Genomic DNA, 17,389 nt, shown 5'->3' with positions numbered 1-17,389 from the left:
GGCGGTACGGTGGGCGCATGGCTGACCAGGCACCCGACGCGCCCGCGCTCGGGTCGGTGCGCACCGCCGAGCGACCCGCCGCCGACCAGGACCCCGGCGCGGCGCCGCCGGCAGCCGGCGAGGACCCCCGCGTGGCTCCGGCCGGCGAGGTGCCTGCCCCGACCTCGGCGGTGCCGGATCGCGCCACGCTGCGGTTGGCCCTGGTGGTCGGCGGGCTGGTGCTGGCGGTGCTGCTCGGATTCGGGCTCGGGCGGATCAACGGCGGCGGGGGTCCCACGGCGGCAGGCGCCACCGGCAGCGCGCTGGCCGAGCACACCCACGCTCCCGGCGCCGGCGCGCACTCGCACGGCGCCGACCAGGACGCGGCGGCCGAGGCCGGCGGTCTGGCGGTCAGCCGGGACGGATACACACTGACCCCGCTGGCCGACGAGTTCACCGTCGGGCAGGCCGGTGAACTGCGGTTCCAGATCCGGGACGGGCAGCGCCGGACGGTCACCCGATTCGCTGTCGTGCACGACAAGCCGATGCACGTGATCGTGGTCCGTCGGGACCTGTCCGGATACCAGCACCTGCACCCGACGATGGCGGTGGACGGCACCTGGTCGGTGCCGCTGACGCTGCCGTCGGCCGGCGTCTGGCGGGCGTACGCCGACTTCACCGCCGTCGCCGACGACGGCCGGCAGACGGCGACGACGCTCGGGGTGGACCTGGTCGCGCCGGGCGACTACACGCCCCGTGACCTGCCCAGCCCGGCGGCCACGACCAGGGTCGACGAGTTCACCGTCGAGTACCGGGGCGCTCCGCGACCCGGGCTCACCGTGCCGGTCGACTTCCGGATCACCGGCGCGGACGGCGCGGGCCCGACGCTGGAACGCTACCTCGGTGCGTACGGCCACCTCGTCGCCTTGCGCCAGGGTGACCTCGGCTACCTGCACGTGCACCCGGAGGCGGAACTCGTCGACGGCGCGATCCGGTTCTGGCTCACCACACCCGCGCCCGGGCGGTACCGGCTCTACCTGGACTTCGCGACCGGGGGAGAGGTGAGCACGGCGGAGTTCACCGTAGCGGTGTCGTAGGGCGGGTCAGCCCGCCGTCCGACGCATCGGCGCGGCGGTGGGATCGGAGGGCCGGCGGATCGGCCGGCGGGCGAGGTAGCGCAGCAGGTCGCGGATGTGGTGCTTCTCCTCCGCCGGCACCGCCGGATCCGCCAACCGTTGCAGGATCACCCGCACGTCGGCCTCGACCGGGCCGTCGTCGCCACGCCGCCACGGCCCGGATCCCGCGTCGGGCAGACCGAGGGCGCGGAAGGCCGCCGCTACCGGCAGATCGAGCGCCGCGCAGAAGCTGCGGACCTTGGCCAGCTCGGGGTAGTCCTGCCAGTCGCCGGCGAGCCAGCGGAAGACGGTCGAGCGACCGACACCGGTGTGGGCGGCCAGATCGGTGACGGTCCAACCGCGCTCCTCGCGAGCGTCGTCGATGGCACGGCGCACGAAACGCGCGAAGGCCATCTGCGGCGAAACCTCTGCCGAACCCATCCGGTGGGTCTTCCCTCCCGACCGGCACCCGACGGTGCGCTCTTCGAGAGTAGTACGGGAACGTTGCCGGGCAATTGACTGATCGACCAGACGATTCCGGTGGCGGGTGGCGAATCCGTCACACCGCCGGCGGCAGCTGCGCGAGCAGCGTCTCCAACCGGGGGGTGAGCTGCCACTGGGCGACGAGGTCCCGGTACTCGGCGCGCTGGGCGGCGGTCGGGTCGGCACCGGTCCGGCGGGCCCGGATGAGCAGGTTCCGCGGGGTGTGCGCGGAGTCGACGAACTCGACCACCTCGGCCCGGTAGCCGTGCAGGCGCAGCAGGCCGGCACGCAGCGCGTCGGTGAGGACGTCCGCGAAGCGCTCCCGCAGGATGCCCTGCCGGGTCAGCAGATCGTACGGCGACGGGGCCGGCCGGTTACGCAGCTGCGCCGCGACGTCGTGGTGGCAGCACGGCGCGGCGAGCACCCAGCGGGCGCGCCAGCCCACCGCCCGGGCCAGCGCCTCGTCGGTGGCGGTGTCGCAGGCGTGCAGCGCGAGCACCAGGTCGGGCGGCGGCTCGACGGTGGCGTCGGCGATCGTGCCGGCGACGAACCGCACCCGGCCGGCCCAGCCCAGCCGCTCCGCCAGCTCGGTGTTGCGGCGGCGCTGATCATCGCGCACGTCCACCCCCACCAGCTCGACGTCCACCCCCGCGCCGGACAGGTAGCGGTACGCGGCGAAGGTCAGGTACGCGTTGCCGCAGCCCAGATCCACCACCCGAAGTGGTCGGTCCAACTGCCCGGCCAGTCCGTCCGGCAGGGTGGCGGTCAGCGCCCGGAGGAACGCGTCCACCTGCCGTCGCTTGGCCGCCGACCCGCCGATCTCGGCGAAGAGCGGATCGCCCGGGTCGAGCAGGTACTCCTTGCTCCGGTCGTGCCCGACGGCGGCCGGGACGGCCGAACGGCTCGCCGTGCTGCGGTGCACCTGGGCCTCGCCCGACTTGGTCACCCGCAGTTGCAGGGTGGCGTCGGTGGTCTCCACGTGCCAGTTGCCGAACGGCTCGGCCAGCAGCGCCTCCACCGCCGCCTCCGCCTCCGGCCCGAGGCTCAGGTTCCGGGTGTGCGGCCGGGCTCCGTCGGAGGTGGAGATCTGCAGCCGCTGACCGGCCTTGAGCGCGACGGGGCGCAGCTCGGCCCGGGCCATCGAGGGACGCTGGCCGCGCCGCCGTCCGGCCGCCACGGCCCGGGTGAGGGCCGGTCCGAGCAGCATCGAACGGACCTCGGTCAGGGCGGAGTCCAGTGGTTCGGGCATTGCTCCATCTTTCCGGACGATTCGGCGGCATCGTCAGCTGGCAGGCGGCCCACGACCCCCCACCACCGCCCACCCGCCAGCTCTGCTTCAACCGATGCACAGGTTCCGGCGGGTAACCGGTGCGTGGAGTGAAGCAGAGCAAAGGGAGCGGACAGCAAGTACCGCCCGGGCGGCGACGGGTCGGTCAGCGGTGCTGGCCGCTCTCCGCCGCCTCGGGCGGTACGTCGTCAGTCGGTGGTCACGTCGGCCGGCGTACCGCTGTCGGCGCCGCCACCGGCACCACGGCGTCGGCGGCGTCGGCGCGGGCGCGGGGTGGCCGCACCGGCGCCCTCCTCGTCGCGGCTGGTGGCCGCCTCGGCGGGGGCGTCGTCGACTGTCGTCGAGGCGGTTTCGGTGCCCGCCACCGCCTCGCCGGCCCGGCGACGCCGGCGACGTCGCGGGGTACGGGTGCCTTCCTCGGCGTCACCGGCGGTGGCGTCGGTCGGCGCGGCGTCGGCACCGTCCGCACGGCGACCACTGCCGCCGCGCCCACGACCGCTCTCACCACGGCCGCTCTCACCACGGCCGCTCTCACCACGGCCGCCGTCGCCGCGACCGCGGCGGCGGGCGCCGCGTGGCTCGCCCCGCCGGGAACGGCCACCACCCAGGTCCTCCTCGACCTCGGCGGCCAACCCGGCGCGGGTGCGTTCCGCGGTGGGCAGGGTGCCGGTGATCTCGGTGGAGATGTGCAGGTCGGTGTAGAGGTGCGGCGAGGTGTGGTACGTCTCCGGCGGCTCGGGCATGTCCAGGCCGAGCGTCTTGTCGATGATCCGCCAGCGGGGCATGTCGTCCCAGTCGACGAAGGTCACCGCGACACCGCTCGCGCCGGCCCGACCGGTCCGGCCGATCCGGTGGGTGTAGGTGTCCTGGTCCTCCGGACAGTCGTAGTTGATCACGTGGGTGACCCCGCTGACGTCGATGCCCCGGGCCGCCACGTCGGTGGCGACCAGAGTGTCGATCTTCCCGGCCCGGAACGCCCGCAGGGCCCGTTCGCGGGCACCCTGCCCGAGGTCGCCGTGCACCGCCGCGACCGCGAAGCCCCGGAAGTCCAGGTCCTCGGCGACCCGGTCGGCGGCCCGCTTGGTGCGGGTGAAGATGATGGTCAGCCCACGGCTCTCCGCCTGGAGGATGCGGGCCACGATCTCGATCTTGTTCATCGAGTGGGTGCGGTAGACGAGTTGCTCCGTCTGCGGCGAGGGGCCGGTCTCGGCGGTGTGCCCGGCGTGGATCGTGATCGGGTGGCGCAGGAAGCGTCGGGACAGCGTCACGATCGGGTCCGGCATGGTCGCGGAGAAGAGCATGGTCTGCCGGTCCTCCGGCAGCATCGCCAGGATCCGCTCGACGTCGTCCAGGAAGCCGAGGTCGAGCATCCGGTCGGCCTCGTCCAGCACCAGCGCGCGTACTCCGTGCAGACGCAGATGCTTCTGCTTGGCGAGGTCCAGCAGACGCCCCGGCGTGCCGACGAGAATCTCGACACCCTTGCGCAACGCCTCGATCTGCGGCTCGTACGCGACGCCGCCGTAGATCGGCAGCACCCGTACGCCCCGGGTGCGGCTGGCGGCGGCGATGTCCTTGGCGACCTGGATGCCCAGCTCGCGGGTTGGTACGACGACCAGGGCCTGCGGCAGCCCGTCGCCGCCCTCGTCGGGTGCGAAGACCCGCTCCAGCAACGGCACGCCGAAGCCCAGCGTCTTGCCGGTGCCGGTAGGTGCCTGCCCGATCAGGTCGGCTCCGCGCAGCGCGATCGGCAGCGCGTACTCCTGGATGGCGAAGGCGCGGGTGATGCCGGCCGCAGCCAGCGCGTCGACGGTCTCGGCGCGGGCGCCGAGCTCGGCGAAGGTCGGTGCCTCCGGTCGGACCGGGGCGGTCGGGGCCAGTTCCTGGCCGTCGATGATGTCTTGAATCGGCTCACTCATGTGGATTTGGGGGTGCCCTCTCGTGGGTGCGCCCCGTCATGTCCTCAGGGCGCGTTCGGTATTGCGCGGGCCACACGGTCGGCGGCAGAAAGCCGAGCGGACCGGGCCGCACGCGCGCCGTGGGTCGGACTTCGACCGGATCGGAGTTGACTCCGGCCGGATCGGCACCTACGGCAACTCCTCCATGCTACCTGAACGGGTTAAACAGCGTCCCGATTCCGCGGCGGCGGGCAACGGCGCAAAGGTTTGTAAGTGACCCGTATCACAAATCGTGGGGACGGTCGGCGATTCGGCGCGGGTCTGCCGCACTTCCGGCCGGACGGTAGCCTGCGCACGTGTCCGCCCCCACTCCGCCCGGCCACGGCGTTCCGGCCGCGCCCGGTGACGCCACGACGGTTCCGCCCGGCGACGCCGTCACCGACCTGCTCGGTCTGGTGGCCCTCGGCGAACTGCTCGCCTTCGACCGGATGGCCGCCGACGCCCGGCTCGCCCCCGACCTGCGCCGCCGGGCCGCCCTGAGTGAGATGGCCGCTGCCGAGATCGCCAACTACCGGCGGGTGGCCGACCGGCTCACCGCGCTCGGCGTGCCGCCGGACGACGCGATGGCGGCGTACGTCACACCGTTGCAGGCGTACCACGACTCGACCGAGCCGCGCGACTGGGCCGAAGCGGTCACCAAGGCGTACGTCGGTGACGCGATCACCGACGACTTCCTTCGGGAGATCGCCACAGCGCTCGCCGAACCCGAGCGCCAACTGGTCCTCGACGTGCTGCACGAGTCGCGGTACGCGGAGTTCGCGGCCGGCGAGATCCGGCTCGCCATCGAGGCCGATCCGACCGTGGCGGGCCGACTGTCGATGTGGGCCCGCCGCCTGGTGGGCGAGGCGCTGTCCCAGGCGGGACGGGTCGCCGCCGCCGATCACCGGGCCCTCACCGCGCTGCTGGTCGCGGGTGGTCAGGTCGACGTGGCGGAACTGTTCCGGCGGCTGACCGCCGCGCACACCGCACGGATGGTCGCCGTCGGGCTCAACAACTGAGACCGGCAACAGGAGTGCGGCGGTCGGACCCCCGTCCGCTGATCCTGTCGCCGGTCTGTCGGAACGTCAGCGGACGGTGAAACCGACCGCTCGGGGGGACGCCTCGGCGATCTCGACGTAGGCGACCTTGCCGACCGGCACGATGATCCGCCGCCCCTTCTCGTCGGTCAGGGAGAGGGTGCCCTCGCCCCTGGCGACGGCGTCGGTCACGATCCGCTCGATCTCGGCCGGCGACTGTGCGCTCTCCAGGACCAGCTCGCGCGGCGCGTACTGCACGCCGATCTTGACCTCCACTGTGCCTCCTCCATCGGGCGAAATGGCCGCCCTGCGAAGGCTATCCGATCACAAGGTCGACGGTCAGGCTGACTCACCTTGCAGCGGAAAGCTGGCGATGCCCCGCCAGGACAGCGCCGCCACCAACGCCTCGGCCTCGGCCTTGGGCACCTGGCGGCCGCCGGCCAGCCAGAACTGCGCGGCGGTCTCGGCCGCGCCCACCAGGCCCGAGGCGAGCAGCTCGGCGTGCGCCCGGCTGACTCCGGTGTCCGAGATGATGGTGTCGGTGATCGCCGCGATGCAGCCCTGCTCGACCCGCTCCACGCGCTGCCGTACGGCCGGCTCGTTGCGCAGGTCCGACTCGAAGACCAGGCGGAAGGCCTCGCTCTCGTGGTCGACGAAGTCGAAGTACGCCCGCACCGACGCGCTGACCCGCTCCTTGTTGTCGGCGGTGCTCGCCATGGCGTCGTGCACCTTGGCGACGATCGCGTCACAGTGCGTGTCGAGCAGCGCGAGATAGAGCTCCATCTTGCCCGGGAAGTGCTGGTACAGCACCGGCTTGGAGACCCCGGCCCGCTCGGCGATGTCGTCCATGGCCGCAGCGTGGTAGCCCTGCGCGACGAACACCTCCTGAGCAGCGGCGAGTAGCTGCTTGCGGCGCGCCGAACGGGGCAGGCGCGTGGGTCGGCCGGCGGTCTGGGCGCCGTTCCCCACAGCGGTCATGGGAACCTCCGAGGTTGTCGTACGGGCCGGCATTTCACCCGAACCGGTCGGGGCCACTCGGCCCCTCGCGGAATTGGCCCGCCGCTGTAACTTATCGCCACTGTCGCCACACGGTAGCCTCAGCGGGGGCGACCAAGGAGCGCGCGGTGAGTGAAACAGGGCAACCCGGTGCCGCCACCCCGGGAGAGCACGGCGACGGGACGGGTCAGCGCGATGACCTGGCCCGTTCCGGCGACGGGTGGTCGGCGTCCCCGGTCGACTGGTCGTGGGGCCCCGAGGTCGTGCCCGGCTCCGACGCGACCGGTTCGCGGTCGGAGTCTCCGTCCGGTTGGGCCACCGCCTCGTCACGCCATGCCGACCTGCCAGCTCCCGTCGGTGAGCAGACGGAGCCCGAGCGGCCCGTCCGGGTCAACGGCAACCACGTCAACGGCCACCAGCCGAACGGCACGCCCGTCGCCGAGCAGTCCACCGCTGGCCGGCACGTCCCGGTGAGCGCGCCACCCGGCCCGCGCGGGCCGGCCCAGGACGCGGGCCAGGACCGCCTCGTCGTGCCGGCGCCTCGTCCGGTGCCCGCCGGCGAGCGGCCGGGCACCGCCGGCGTCGGTCGGCCGACCTCGTCGCCCCCGGCCGTGCAGGTGCCGCCGGTCGGCACCGCCCCCTCCGGTTTCGAGATGCCACCCGGCCTGCACGCGCCCTCCGCGGACGGCTGGCAGCACGGCTGGGACGACGGTCTTCGGCCGGAGCCGGCCGGTGAGCCCTGGCCGACCGCACCCGGCGCCGATCCGGCGGCTGGGCCGGCTGACAGCCCTTCGGTCGACGGCACCGACCAGCCCGGCCGTTGGCCGGCCGCGTCGGCGTCGGGCGGCACCGACCAGCCGGCCGGTTGGTCGCCTGCCGAACCGCCCGTCGGCGGCCCGGACCGGCCGACCTGGGCCCAGCCCGACCCGGCCCGCGACTGGGCGCCGCCCTGGGCGCGGGACGAGGACGCGCCCACCGACCGTCGGCCCCGGGAGGCGTCGGCCCGGAACTGGGCCAGCGAGCCCAGCCGCCCGTACGAGCCGCTCCGCGCCGAGCCGACGCGACCGTACGAGCCGGTTCGCGCGGAGCTGCCCCGGCCGTACGAAGCCCGTCGGGATGCCGAGCATGCCCCGGAGGGGCAGCCGCCAAGCGCGCCCGACCCGGCCGACCAGCCGGCCGCCGTCGATCCGACCAGTGCCCCTCCGACCAGTGCCCCTCCGGCTTCACCGCGTCCCACCTGGGCGCGTTCGGCCGATCTGCCGCCGGCCGCGCAGCGTCCGTCCTGGGCGCTGCCCTCCGTCAGCGACGATCCGGCCAGCGCACCGTCGGCCCCGCAACGTCCCTCGTGGGCGCGGGCGCCCGAGGTGCCGCCGACGGCGGAGCGTCCGTCGTGGGCGTTGCCGCCGGTCAGCGGCGCGCCGGCGAACGAGGGCCTGCCCTGGGGTACGCGGAACGACGAGGCGCCGCCGTGGGGCAACCGGTCCGGCGGCCAGCCGGCCGACGAACGTCTGCCGTGGGCGCTGCGCCCGGCCAGTTCCCCGCCGGCCGGTACGCCGTCCGGCGCCGTCGATCCGACAAGCGCCCCACCAGCCGGGGCGCGACCGCCGGCCCCCACCTCCGGCGTGCCGCAGCCGGCCGAGTCGAGCCGGCGGGAGACATCCGCGCCCGGCCCGGCGCAGCCGGTCGCCGAGGCCCGGTCGGCCGGCGATCCGCCGGGTTATCGACCGTTCCGGCTGCGGCCGGTTCCGGACGAGCCGACACCCGCGCCCGCCCCGGTCTCCGCGCCGCCGGATCCGACCACCGGGACGGCCCCGCCCGGCCAGGTCCCGGGTGCCTCCGATCGCCGCGAACGCACCCCCTCCGCACCCGTCCCGACGAGTGCAGCCCCCTATGCGGCACGCCGGTCCGCGCCCGATCCGGTCCCGCCGACCGAGCCGGCCGGCGACCGTTCGCAGGACCGCACCACGGCGGTGTTGCCGCAGCGCGTCCCCGCCGAACCGGACGTGCCCGTCGTGCCGGAGCCGCCAGCTGTGGAGCCACCCGCCGAAACCCCGGAACTCGCCCGGATCGCCACTCATCTTCGCCGTGACGACGAGCCCGCCCCGCTGCGGGACCGGCCGGAGGGCTTCGACGTCAACGCGATCCTCGCCGCCGTTCGCGGCGTCGAGGGCGTACGCGACGCCGAGCTGCGGCGTACCCCCGCCGGAGCGCACAGCCTCCGCCTCGACCTCGCTGACGGTGCCGACCCGGCCGAGGTGAGCCGACATGTCGCCCGGTTGTTGCAGGAGCGGATGGGACTGGCTGCGGCGCCTCGCGGCCTACCCGGCGTGCCCGCCGTGCCGGTGCGTCGGCGCGCCACGGAGAGCCGGAGCGAGGCGGGTGAGACGCGCCCGTCCGCGGAGTCACGGCGCCCCTCCGCCAGACCCGGCGGCACCCGGACGGAGACTGCGCCGAGCCGGCCGGAGACCGTGCCGGAGACCACCCGGCGGCGCCGGCAGTCACCGGCCCCGAACCGGGGTCGGGCGGTCGTCGACGAGTCTGGTACGCCCGGCAGCCCGGCGACCCTCGGTGCGTCCTACTCCGGCGGGCAACTCACCACGACCGAGTCCGCGCCGTCGCGGCCGCTGGACACCGGTGGGGCGCCGGGCCCCCGGGTGGTGCTCGACCACGTCCAGGTGAGCACGTTCGGGCTCGACGCCAACGTCGAGGTCCGGCTGGTCGCGGGCAACCGGAACGCCTCGGGGTACGCCACCGGGCCCGCCGTGGACGGCTTCGTGCTGCGGTTGTGCGGAGTCGCCGCGGCGGCGGCGATCGACGAGCTTCTCTACGCCGTCGGTCCCACGGCGGAACGTGGACGGTGTTTCGTGGAGCACGCCGCGGTGGTGCCGTTCGGCAACTGCGAGGTGGCCACCGTGGTGGTGCTGCTGGTCTGCGACGGGTGGGTCGAGCAGTTGGCTGGGTCCGCCCTGGTGGCCGGCGATCCCCGGCAGGCGGTGGTGCGGGCGACCCTGGCCGCGGTCAACCGTCGACTGGAGGCGCTGCTGGCGTGAGCCGCTCCAGGCAGACTGGAACGGTGAAGCCTGCCACCCTCTGGCCCGAACGGCTGTTGCCCGCTCACTCGGTTCCGCCGCCCTGGCCGGGGCGGGAGGTGCGGCTGGACGGAGCTGTCACCTACGTCCGGGAGACGCCGGCCACCGGCCCGAACGCCGAACCGGCGTTGTACGTGCACGGCCTTGGCGGCTCGTCGCAGAACTGGACCGACCTGGCCGGCCTGCTCGCCGATCGGCTCGACGGTCAGGCGATCGACCTGCCCGGCTTCGGTCGCAGCGAGCCGGGCCGGCGCTACACCGTGCCGGTCTTCGCGGACCGGGTGATCCGCTGGATCGAGTACTCCGACCGCGGGCCGGTGCACCTGTTCGGCAACTCGCTGGGCGGCGCGATCTCGGTGCGGGTGGCGGCCCTCCGGCCGGATCTGGTCCGGACGCTGACCCTGGTGTCGCCGGCCCTGCCGTTTCTCGACTTCCGTCGGTCGTTGCAGGGACGGATGCTGCCCCTGCTGGCGATCCCCCGGGGCGAACGGGTGGCCGCCTGGCGGCTGGCCCAACTCGCCCCGGAGGTGATGGCCCAGCAGGTGATGGAGGCGTGTGTGGCCGATCTCAGCCGGATCAGCGACCAGCGTCGGCGCGAGGCGCTGGAGGAGATCCGGGTCCGCTACGAGGCGGCGCACTACGCGGCGGCTTACGTGCGTACCTTCCGTGGCCTGGTCTCCAGCTTCGTGCGGTCGTACCTGCCCGGTTCGGGCTCGCTGTGGCGGATGGCCGGTACGGTGCGCGCACCCTCGCTGGTCATCGGGGGACGGCAGGACCGGCTGGTCGACGTACGGGTGGCTCCGCAGGCCGCCCGGGTGATCCCGGACAGCCGGCTCCTCATGATCAACGGGGTCGGGCACGTGGCCCAACTGGAGGTGCCACGCCTGGTGGCCCGGGCGGTGCTGGGGCTGCTCGCCGAGACGGGGGAACCCGCCCGGCGGGCCGACCTGGCAGGATGACCGGGTGCCCCGCCCTGGTAGCCGTCGACGATCGGCTCGTTCCGCTGGCCGTCATGCCGTCCGGCGAAGGTTCTGGCACCGGGACCGAGCGGGGGTTCCGGTCGCTCCCGCCGAGCGTACGGGCCGACGCGGGCTCGGAGCGGGTGCGCTGGTCCGAGTGGCGGTGCTGGTGGCGGCCGTCGGTGCCGCGGTGGCGATGGTGGCCGGCGGCACCGGTGTGGGCTCCGGGGCAGCCGACGAGGTCGAACCGGTGGTCACCGGGCCGGCCGTGGCCCAGTCGTCTCCGGCGCCCGTGCGGACACCGTCGCCGGTGGAGGTGTCCCCGTCGCCCGCGCCACCGGTCCTGCGGGAGCCCGGTTCCATCCCGTCGACCGGTCCGGGGCGGTTCGGCTACGACGACCGGACCGGCCCGGTGCTGGGTACGGCCGGTGACCTCCGGCGCTACCGGGTGGCGGTGGAGTCCGGCTCCGGCGTGGACGAGGGCGAGTTCGCCCTGGCGGTGCGGACGGCGTTGGCCGGCCCGGGCAGTTGGGTGGACAGTGGTCGACTGCGGCTGCGGCAGGTCGAGCGCTCCGCTCGGCACGACTTCACCGTCTACCTGGCCACGGCCGGGACGGCGGGTCGGATGTGCGCCGCCGGAGGGGTGGACATCCGGGTCGGTGGCCGGCCGTACACCTCCTGCCGGGCGCCGGGGAAAGTGATCATCAACCTGGACCGGTGGCGGCTGTCGGTACCGCACTTCGTCGAGGCCGAGGTGCCGCTGTCGCTCTACCGGACGTACGTGGTCAATCACGAGGTCGGGCACGAGCTGGGCAACCGGCACGAGCGCTGCCCGGGACGCGGCGAGCCGGCTCCGGTGATGATGCAGCAGACGCTCTTCCTCAAGGGGTGCGTCGCGAACCCGTGGCCGTACCTGGACGGCCGGCGGTACCAGGGCCCGCCACTCTGAGCGGCAGCCGGGCGATCAAAACGCGGTGATGTGCCGGAAAGGGATGCGACGATGGCGTCATGCCCTCTTCGCCCCTTTGGCGCGATTGCGACCGCTCGGCTCGACCGCCGGGAACGAACGATCGGCAGCGCCGACCGGTGGTGCCGCACCGGGTGGTCGTGACCCTGGGCACGGTGCTGGTGCTGGCCGCCACCGCGGCGGTGCTGCTGGTCCGGACCGGTCAGCGGATCGCCGCGCCGGACCAGGGCTTCGGCAACCGGGTCGCCTCCGGGGCGGGTGGCGACGAGCAGGCCCGGCCGAGCAGGTATCCGTGGGTGGGTGACGGCAGCTTCACGGTGGCCGGTGACCACTCGCCGGTGCACGGCGAGGGCGGTCCGGTGGCCCGCTACCGGGTCGCCGTGGAGCAGGGCGCCGGCCAGGATCCGGCCGCCTTCGCCGCAGTGGTCGACGGGGTGCTGGCCGACCGGCGTAGCTGGATCGGCACCGGGGCGCTGCGGGTGCAGCGGATCGCCGAGGCGGACGCGGCCGACTTCACCGTCTACCTGGCCACCCCGCGAACCTCCGAGGCGATGTGCGCCGAGGGGGGACTGAGTACCGAGGGCTACACCTCCTGCCGGCTGCCCGGGCAGGTCATCATCAATCTGGCCCGCTGGCTGGAGGCGGTGCCGGACTACGGCGCCCCGCTCGAGGTCTACCGGGCCTACGTGATCAACCACGAGGTCGGGCACGAATTCGGGGAGGGGCACGAGACGTGCCCGGCACCGGGAGACCCGGCACCGGTCATGCAGCAGCAGACGTACGGGCTGGATGGCTGCCTGCCGAACGCCTGGCCGATTCTCGACGGTCGCCGGCACGCCGGTATTCCCGCTCCCGCATAGCGGGCGACGTGTCGCTGCTCATGGTCGATGGGCACGTCGGCGAGCGACAATGGCCCGGTTGTCCGCCACATCGATCCCGGGGAGTCCACCGTGTCGTTGCCCCCGCTCGTCGAACCCGCCGCCGAGCTGACCGTTGACGAGATCCGCCGCTACTCGCGTCACCTGATCATCCCCGACGTCGGGGTCACCGGGCAGAAGCGGCTGAAGAACGCCCGGGTGCTCTGTGTCGGCGCGGGTGGCCTCGGCTCGCCCGCCCTGATGTACCTGGCCGCCGCCGGTGTCGGCACGCTGGGCATCATCGACTTCGACACCGTCGACGAGTCCAACCTCCAGCGCCAGATCATCCACGGGGTCTCCGACGTCGGACGCTCGAAGGCCGAGTCGGCCGCGGCGAGCATCCGGGAGATCAACCCGCTGGTGAATGTCGAGATCCACAACACCGCGCTGGACCGGGACAACGTCCGCGACATCTTCGCCCAGTACGACCTGATCGTCGACGGCACGGACAACTTCGCCACCCGCTACATGGTCAACGACGCGGCGGTGCTGCTCGGCAAGCCGTACGTCTGGGGGTCGATCTACCGCTTCGACGGCCAGGCGTCGGTGTTCTGGGCCGAGCACGGTCCCTGCTACCGCTGCCTCTACCCGGAGCCCCCGCCGCCGGGCATGGTGCCCTCCTGCGCCGAGGGTGGCGTGCTCGGTGTGCTCTGCGCCTCGATCGGCTCGATCCAGGTCAACGAGGCGATCAAGCTGCTCGCCGGCATCGGCGAGCCGCTGGTCGGCCGGTTGATGGTCTACGACGCCCTGGAGATGAGCTACCGCAAGATCAAGGTTCGGAAGGATCCGAACTGCGTGCTCTGCGGGGAGAGCCCGACGCTCACCGACCTGATGGAGGACTACGAGGACTTCTGCGGCGCGGTGTCGGTGGAGGCCCAGGAGGCGGTGGTCGACGCGACCATCACCGCGTCCGAGCTGAAGGAGTGGCAGGACGCCGGCAAGGACATCTTCCTCGTCGACGTCCGGGAGCCGGCCGAGTACGAGATCGTCCGCATCCCCGGGGCCACCCTGATCCCCAAGGGCGAGATCCTCTCCGGTGAGGCGCTGTCCAAGCTTCCGCAGGACCGGCAGATCGTGCTGCACTGCAAGTCCGGCGTCCGCTCCGCCGAAGCGTTGGCCGCGTTGAAGGCGGCCGGTTTCCGCGACGCGGTGCACGTGCAGGGCGGCGTGCTCTCCTGGATCAAGCAGATCGATCCCTCGCTGCCCGCGTACTGATCCACCGTCGAGGGCCCCGTCGCCGTCTCCATGGGGGGCGGGGCCCTTCGCCGCCACCCTGCCGTCGGTCGGATCTCACCTATCCGTCCTCCTGAGGCGAGATCACGTTTGCGCCGGTAGCGTGGCCGCCGTGGTCGACATCGACGCCGCGATCGGGTTCGTGGTGGCTCACGGGGACGCGGTGGAGCGTGCCCGCCTGTCCTGGTTGCGTACCGGCACGCAGCCGTCGCCGGAAGTGCTCGACAGCGCCGAGGTCGGGCAGACACTCGGCGGCGGCTGGCCGGCCTCCTGGGGAGACGAGGTCGCGTCGGTCGACGCGACCTGCTTCCGTCTCGCGGAACTTGACGACCTCGGTGCGCTCGGCCGGCCGAGCGCGCGTCGGGCGCTGGACTGGCTCGCCGCCGGCCAGCAACCCGACGGTTGCTGGGAGGAGGACCGGGCCCTCGCGGACTCCGCGCCCGAGTGGGCCCGTCCGGGTGACCCGGAGGCGCGGCTTTACCTGACCGCCAACGCCGCGTTCTGGCTGACCGTGGCGGGCCTGGACGCGCGGGCCGCCGGCCCGTTGGACCACCGGGTCGGCGGGGCGTACGCCGGTGTGGTGCACGCGGCCGGCCAGGCGCTCGCCGCCCACCTACGCCCGGACGGCAGTTGGCCGTCCTTCCTGGCCGCCGGTTGGCTCAGCGCGGCCGTCCTGCACCGGCAGCAGATGTTCTACGAGTCGGCCCAGATCAAGGCGGTGCTGGCGGAGCGGTTGCCGCAGGCGTCGGCGGCCGACGCCGCCTGGCTCGCCGTCACGCTGCGCCGGGTGGGCGTCGACCACCAGGAGTGGACGCTTGTCGCCGCCCGACGCCGGCTCACCGAGACGCAACGCAGCGACGGCGGCTGGAGCAGCGACGACGGCCACCAGTTCGACGTACACGCCACCCTCGCCGTCATCCGCGCCTTCCGCTGACCCCGGCCTCCGCGCACCCCTCCCGGCGTTGAGGTGGAGGGGGTCAGGGGCGGAGGTGGCCGGTGCCGGTGACCACGTACTTGGTGCTGGTCAGTTCGGGGAGGCCCATGGGGCCACGGGCGTGCAGCTTCTGGGTGGAGATGCCGATCTCCGCGCCGAAGCCGAACTCGCCGCCGTCGGTGAAGCGCGTCGAGGCGTTCACCATCACGGCGGCCGCGTCGACCCGGGCCACGAACTCCCGGGCGGTCGACTGCGAGTCGGTCACGATCGCCTCGGTGTGGCCGCTGCCGTAGCGCCGGATGTGCGCGACCGCCGCGTCCAGTGAGTCGACGACGGCGGCGGAGATGTCCGCGCTGAGATATTCGGTGCCGAAATCCTCGTCAGTGGCCGCCACCACCGCGTCGGAGTGGGCCGCGACCCGGGCGTCGCCATGCACCGTCACCCCGGCTTCGGCGAACGCGGCAAGCATCGCGGGCAGAAAGGCGTCGGCGATGTCGGCGTGCACCAGTAGCGACTCGGCGGTGTTACAGGTGGACAGCCGCTGCGTCTTGGCGTTGAGCGCGATCGACACCGCCATCGACAGGTCGGCGGCGGCGTCCACGTAGACATGGCAGTTGCCCACCCCGGTCTCGATCACCGGCACGGTCGACTCCTCGACCACGGTGCGGATCAGCGATGCTCCGCCACGCGGGATCAGCACGTCGACGAGCCCTCGGGCCCGCATCAGCTCCTTGACCGAGTCGCGGGTGCTGGCGTCGACCAGTTGCACCAGGTCGGCGGGGAGGCCGGCCTGGTCGATCGCGCCACGCAGTACCGTGACCAGGGCCGCGTTGGAGTGCGCGGCCGAGGAGGAACCGCGCAGCAGCGCCGCGTTGCCGGCCTTGAGACAGATCCCGGCGGCGTCCACTGTCACGTTGGGCCGCCCCTCGTAGATGATGCCGACCACGCCGAACGGCACCCGGATCTGCCGCAGCTCCAGCCCGTTGGGCAGGGTCGAGCCGCGGACCACCTCGCCCACCGGGTCGGGCAGCGCGGCCATCTGGCGCAGCGCGTCGGCGATGCCGGCAACCCGCCCCTCGTCGAGGGCGAGCCGGTCCAGCACGGCCGCGCTGAGCCCGGCGTCCCGCCCGGCCGCGAGGTCCGCGGCGTTCGCGGCGAGGATCTCCGGCGTACCCGCCACCAGCGCGTCGGCCATCGCGTGCAGCGCGGCGTCCTTGGCGGTACGCGTGGCCACGGCAAGCGTCTCCGCCGCCGCTCGCGCCCGGCGGGCCTGCTCGCTCACGCTCATCTTCCACTCCTCAGGTGTCGGCCCTGGTCGGGCGATTCACAGCAGCACCAGGTCGTCGCGGTGGACGACCTCCCGTTCGTACGCCGGGCCGAGCGCCGCGGCGAGGTCGGCGGTCGACCGCCCGAGCAGGCCGGGCAGCTCGATCGCGTCGTAGTTGACCAGCCCCCGGGCCACCGGTGCGCCGGAGGTGTCGACGAGGTCGACCGGGTCGCCGGCGGTGAACGCACCGTCCACGGCGGTGATCCCGGCCGGCAGCAGCGACTTGCGTCGGCCCACCACGGCGGCCACCGCGCCCGGGTCGAGGTGCAGTCGCCCCCGGGGTGCGGTGGCGTGGGCGAGCCAGAACAGCCGGGCGGCGGGTCGCCGGAGGCTGGGGTGGAAGAAGGTGCCGACCGGCTCGCCGGCCAGCGCGGCGACCGCCTGGGTGGCGGAGGTGAGCACCACCGGGATGCCGAAGCCGGTGGCGATCCGGGCCGCCTCGACCTTGGTCACCATGCCGCCGGTGCCGACCCCCGCCCGGCCGCTGCCGCCGATCTCGACACCGAGCAGATCCGCCTCGTCGCGTACCTCGGCGATGCGGCGGGAGCCGGGTCGGGTCGGGTCACCGGTCCAGAGCGCGTCGACGTCGGAGAGGAGTACCAGCAGGTCGGCGTCGACGAGCGCGGCCACCAGCGCGGCCAGGCGGTCGTTGTCGCCGAACCGGATCTCCTCGGTGGCGACCGTGTCGTTCTCGTTGACGATCGGCACCGCCCGCAGGTCGAGCAGCTTGCGCAGGGTGCGGTACGCGTTGCGGTAGTGGGCCCGCCGGGTCACGTCGTCGACGGTGAGCAGCACCTGGCCCACGGTGCGGCCGTGCCGGGCGAAGGCGGTCGCGTACCGCCCGATCAGCAGGCCCTGGCCGACGCTGGCGGCGGCCTGCTGGGTGGCCAGGTCACGCGGTCGCCGGGCCAGCCCGAGCGGGGCGAGGCCGGCGGCGATCGCGCCGGAGGAGACCAGCACCACCTCGCGGCCGTCGGCGGCCCGTAGCCCGAGGGCGTCGACGAGCGCGTCCACCCGCCCGTCGTCCAGGCCGCCGGTGGCGGTGGTCAACGAGGAGGACCCGATCTTGACAACGACCCGCCGGGCCGTGGTGACTGCGTCGCGCACCCGCCCATTCTGCGCTGTCGTCGC

At 73.8% G+C, this 17,389-nt stretch carries 15 protein-coding genes; 8 read left to right on the top strand and 7 right to left on the bottom strand.

What is annotated here, in order from left to right; genetic code table 11:
- The first annotated feature begins 17 nt into the window (after positions 1-17).
- Positions 18-1,076: a hypothetical protein gene (locus tag O7605_RS06640; RefSeq protein WP_269738353.1), complete on the top strand. Its 1,059-nt coding sequence runs from the start codon at positions 18-20 to the stop codon at positions 1,074-1,076.
- A gap of 6 nt (positions 1,077-1,082) precedes the next feature.
- Here O7605_RS06640 and O7605_RS06635 read toward each other — a convergent pair whose 3' ends face one another.
- The 3 genes from O7605_RS06635 to O7605_RS06625 form a co-directional block, all read right to left on the bottom strand.
- Positions 1,083-1,535, bottom strand: a complete 453-nt coding sequence (locus tag O7605_RS06635; RefSeq protein ID WP_269738352.1) for a helix-turn-helix domain-containing protein — start codon at positions 1,533-1,535, stop codon at positions 1,083-1,085.
- 118 nt (positions 1,536-1,653) lie between these two features.
- Positions 1,654-2,826, bottom strand: coding sequence for a class I SAM-dependent methyltransferase (locus O7605_RS06630; RefSeq protein ID WP_269738351.1), 1,173 nt, complete (start codon positions 2,824-2,826; stop codon positions 1,654-1,656).
- 227 nt (positions 2,827-3,053) lie between these two features.
- Positions 3,054-4,781 carry a DEAD/DEAH box helicase gene (locus tag O7605_RS06625; RefSeq protein ID WP_269738350.1) on the bottom strand — a complete coding sequence of 576 codons (1,728 nt, stop codon included), beginning with the start codon at positions 4,779-4,781 and terminating at the stop codon, positions 3,054-3,056.
- Between the two features lie 335 nt (positions 4,782-5,116).
- On the opposite strand from O7605_RS06625, the gene O7605_RS06620 reads away from it, so the two are divergent.
- Complete coding sequence (locus O7605_RS06620; RefSeq protein ID WP_269738349.1) at positions 5,117-5,818, top strand: ferritin-like fold-containing protein; 702 nt, start codon at positions 5,117-5,119, stop codon at positions 5,816-5,818.
- Between the two features lie 66 nt (positions 5,819-5,884).
- On the opposite strand, the gene O7605_RS06615 is transcribed toward O7605_RS06620, so the two are convergent.
- A complete protein-coding gene (locus O7605_RS06615) occupies positions 5,885-6,112 on the bottom strand; it encodes a DUF3107 domain-containing protein (RefSeq protein ID WP_099849490.1) in 228 nt (75 codons plus the stop codon).
- Between the two features lie 63 nt (positions 6,113-6,175).
- Positions 6,176-6,814, bottom strand: a complete 639-nt coding sequence (locus O7605_RS06610) for a TetR/AcrR family transcriptional regulator (protein ID WP_269738348.1) — start codon at positions 6,812-6,814, stop codon at positions 6,176-6,178.
- A gap of 1,415 nt (positions 6,815-8,229) precedes the next feature.
- Between O7605_RS06610 and O7605_RS32090 the strand changes: the two genes are divergently transcribed.
- The 6 genes from O7605_RS32090 to O7605_RS06580 all read left to right on the top strand — a co-directional run bounded on the left by O7605_RS32090 (position 8,230) and on the right by O7605_RS06580 (position 14,931).
- Entirely contained in the window at positions 8,230-9,882 is a 1,653-nt protein-coding gene (locus O7605_RS32090; RefSeq protein WP_443083901.1) for a hypothetical protein, read from the top strand.
- Positions 9,883-9,905: 23 nt separating this feature from the next.
- A complete protein-coding gene (locus tag O7605_RS06600) occupies positions 9,906-10,880 on the top strand; it encodes an alpha/beta fold hydrolase (protein WP_269738346.1) in 975 nt (324 codons plus the stop codon).
- Positions 10,881-11,037: 157 nt separating this feature from the next.
- Complete coding sequence (locus tag O7605_RS06595; RefSeq protein ID WP_269738345.1) at positions 11,038-11,829, top strand: DUF3152 domain-containing protein; 792 nt, start codon at positions 11,038-11,040, stop codon at positions 11,827-11,829.
- A gap of 152 nt (positions 11,830-11,981) precedes the next feature.
- On the top strand, positions 11,982-12,707 hold the full coding sequence (locus O7605_RS06590; RefSeq protein WP_269738344.1) for a DUF3152 domain-containing protein: 726 nt from the start codon (positions 11,982-11,984) through the stop codon (positions 12,705-12,707).
- 90 nt (positions 12,708-12,797) lie between these two features.
- Complete coding sequence (moeZ, locus tag O7605_RS06585; protein ID WP_443083877.1) at positions 12,798-13,979, top strand: adenylyltransferase/sulfurtransferase MoeZ; 1,182 nt, start codon at positions 12,798-12,800, stop codon at positions 13,977-13,979.
- Between the two features lie 58 nt (positions 13,980-14,037).
- On the top strand, positions 14,038-14,931 hold the full coding sequence (locus O7605_RS06580; protein ID WP_443083900.1) for a prenyltransferase/squalene oxidase repeat-containing protein: 894 nt from the start codon (positions 14,038-14,040) through the stop codon (positions 14,929-14,931).
- Between the two features lie 43 nt (positions 14,932-14,974).
- On the opposite strand, the gene O7605_RS06575 is transcribed toward O7605_RS06580, so the two are convergent.
- Entirely contained in the window at positions 14,975-16,219 is a 1,245-nt protein-coding gene (locus tag O7605_RS06575) for a glutamate-5-semialdehyde dehydrogenase (protein ID WP_269738341.1), read from the bottom strand.
- 36 nt (positions 16,220-16,255) lie between these two features.
- Positions 16,256-17,365: a glutamate 5-kinase gene (gene proB, locus O7605_RS06570; protein ID WP_269738340.1), complete on the bottom strand. Its 1,110-nt coding sequence runs from the start codon at positions 17,363-17,365 to the stop codon at positions 16,256-16,258.
- Positions 17,366-17,389: the final 24 nt, after the last annotated feature.

Origin of the sequence: Verrucosispora sp. WMMA2121 (assembly GCF_027460185.1) — a bacterium.
Classification (GTDB): Bacteria; Actinomycetota; Actinomycetes; order Mycobacteriales; family Micromonosporaceae; genus Micromonospora; species Micromonospora palythoicola.
This window is presented reverse-complemented; position numbering and strand designations above follow the sequence as displayed.

Bases quoted from the DNA above. Each gene is read 5' to 3' on its own strand.
- O7605_RS06640 (WP_269738353.1), top strand. From the start codon at position 18: ATGGCTGACCAGGCACCCGACGCGCCCGCGCTCGGGTCGGTGCGCACC.
- O7605_RS06635 (WP_269738352.1), bottom strand. From the start codon at position 1,535: ATGGGTTCGGCAGAGGTTTCGCCGCAGATGGCCTTCGCGCGTTTCGTG.
- O7605_RS06630 (WP_269738351.1), bottom strand. From the start codon at position 2,826: ATGCCCGAACCACTGGACTCCGCCCTGACCGAGGTCCGTTCGATGCTG.
- O7605_RS06625 (WP_269738350.1), bottom strand. From the start codon at position 4,781: ATGAGTGAGCCGATTCAAGACATCATCGACGGCCAGGAACTGGCCCCG.
- O7605_RS06610 (WP_269738348.1), bottom strand. From the start codon at position 6,814: ATGACCGCTGTGGGGAACGGCGCCCAGACCGCCGGCCGACCCACGCGC.
- O7605_RS06575 (WP_269738341.1), bottom strand. From the start codon at position 16,219: ATGAGCGTGAGCGAGCAGGCCCGCCGGGCGCGAGCGGCGGCGGAGACG.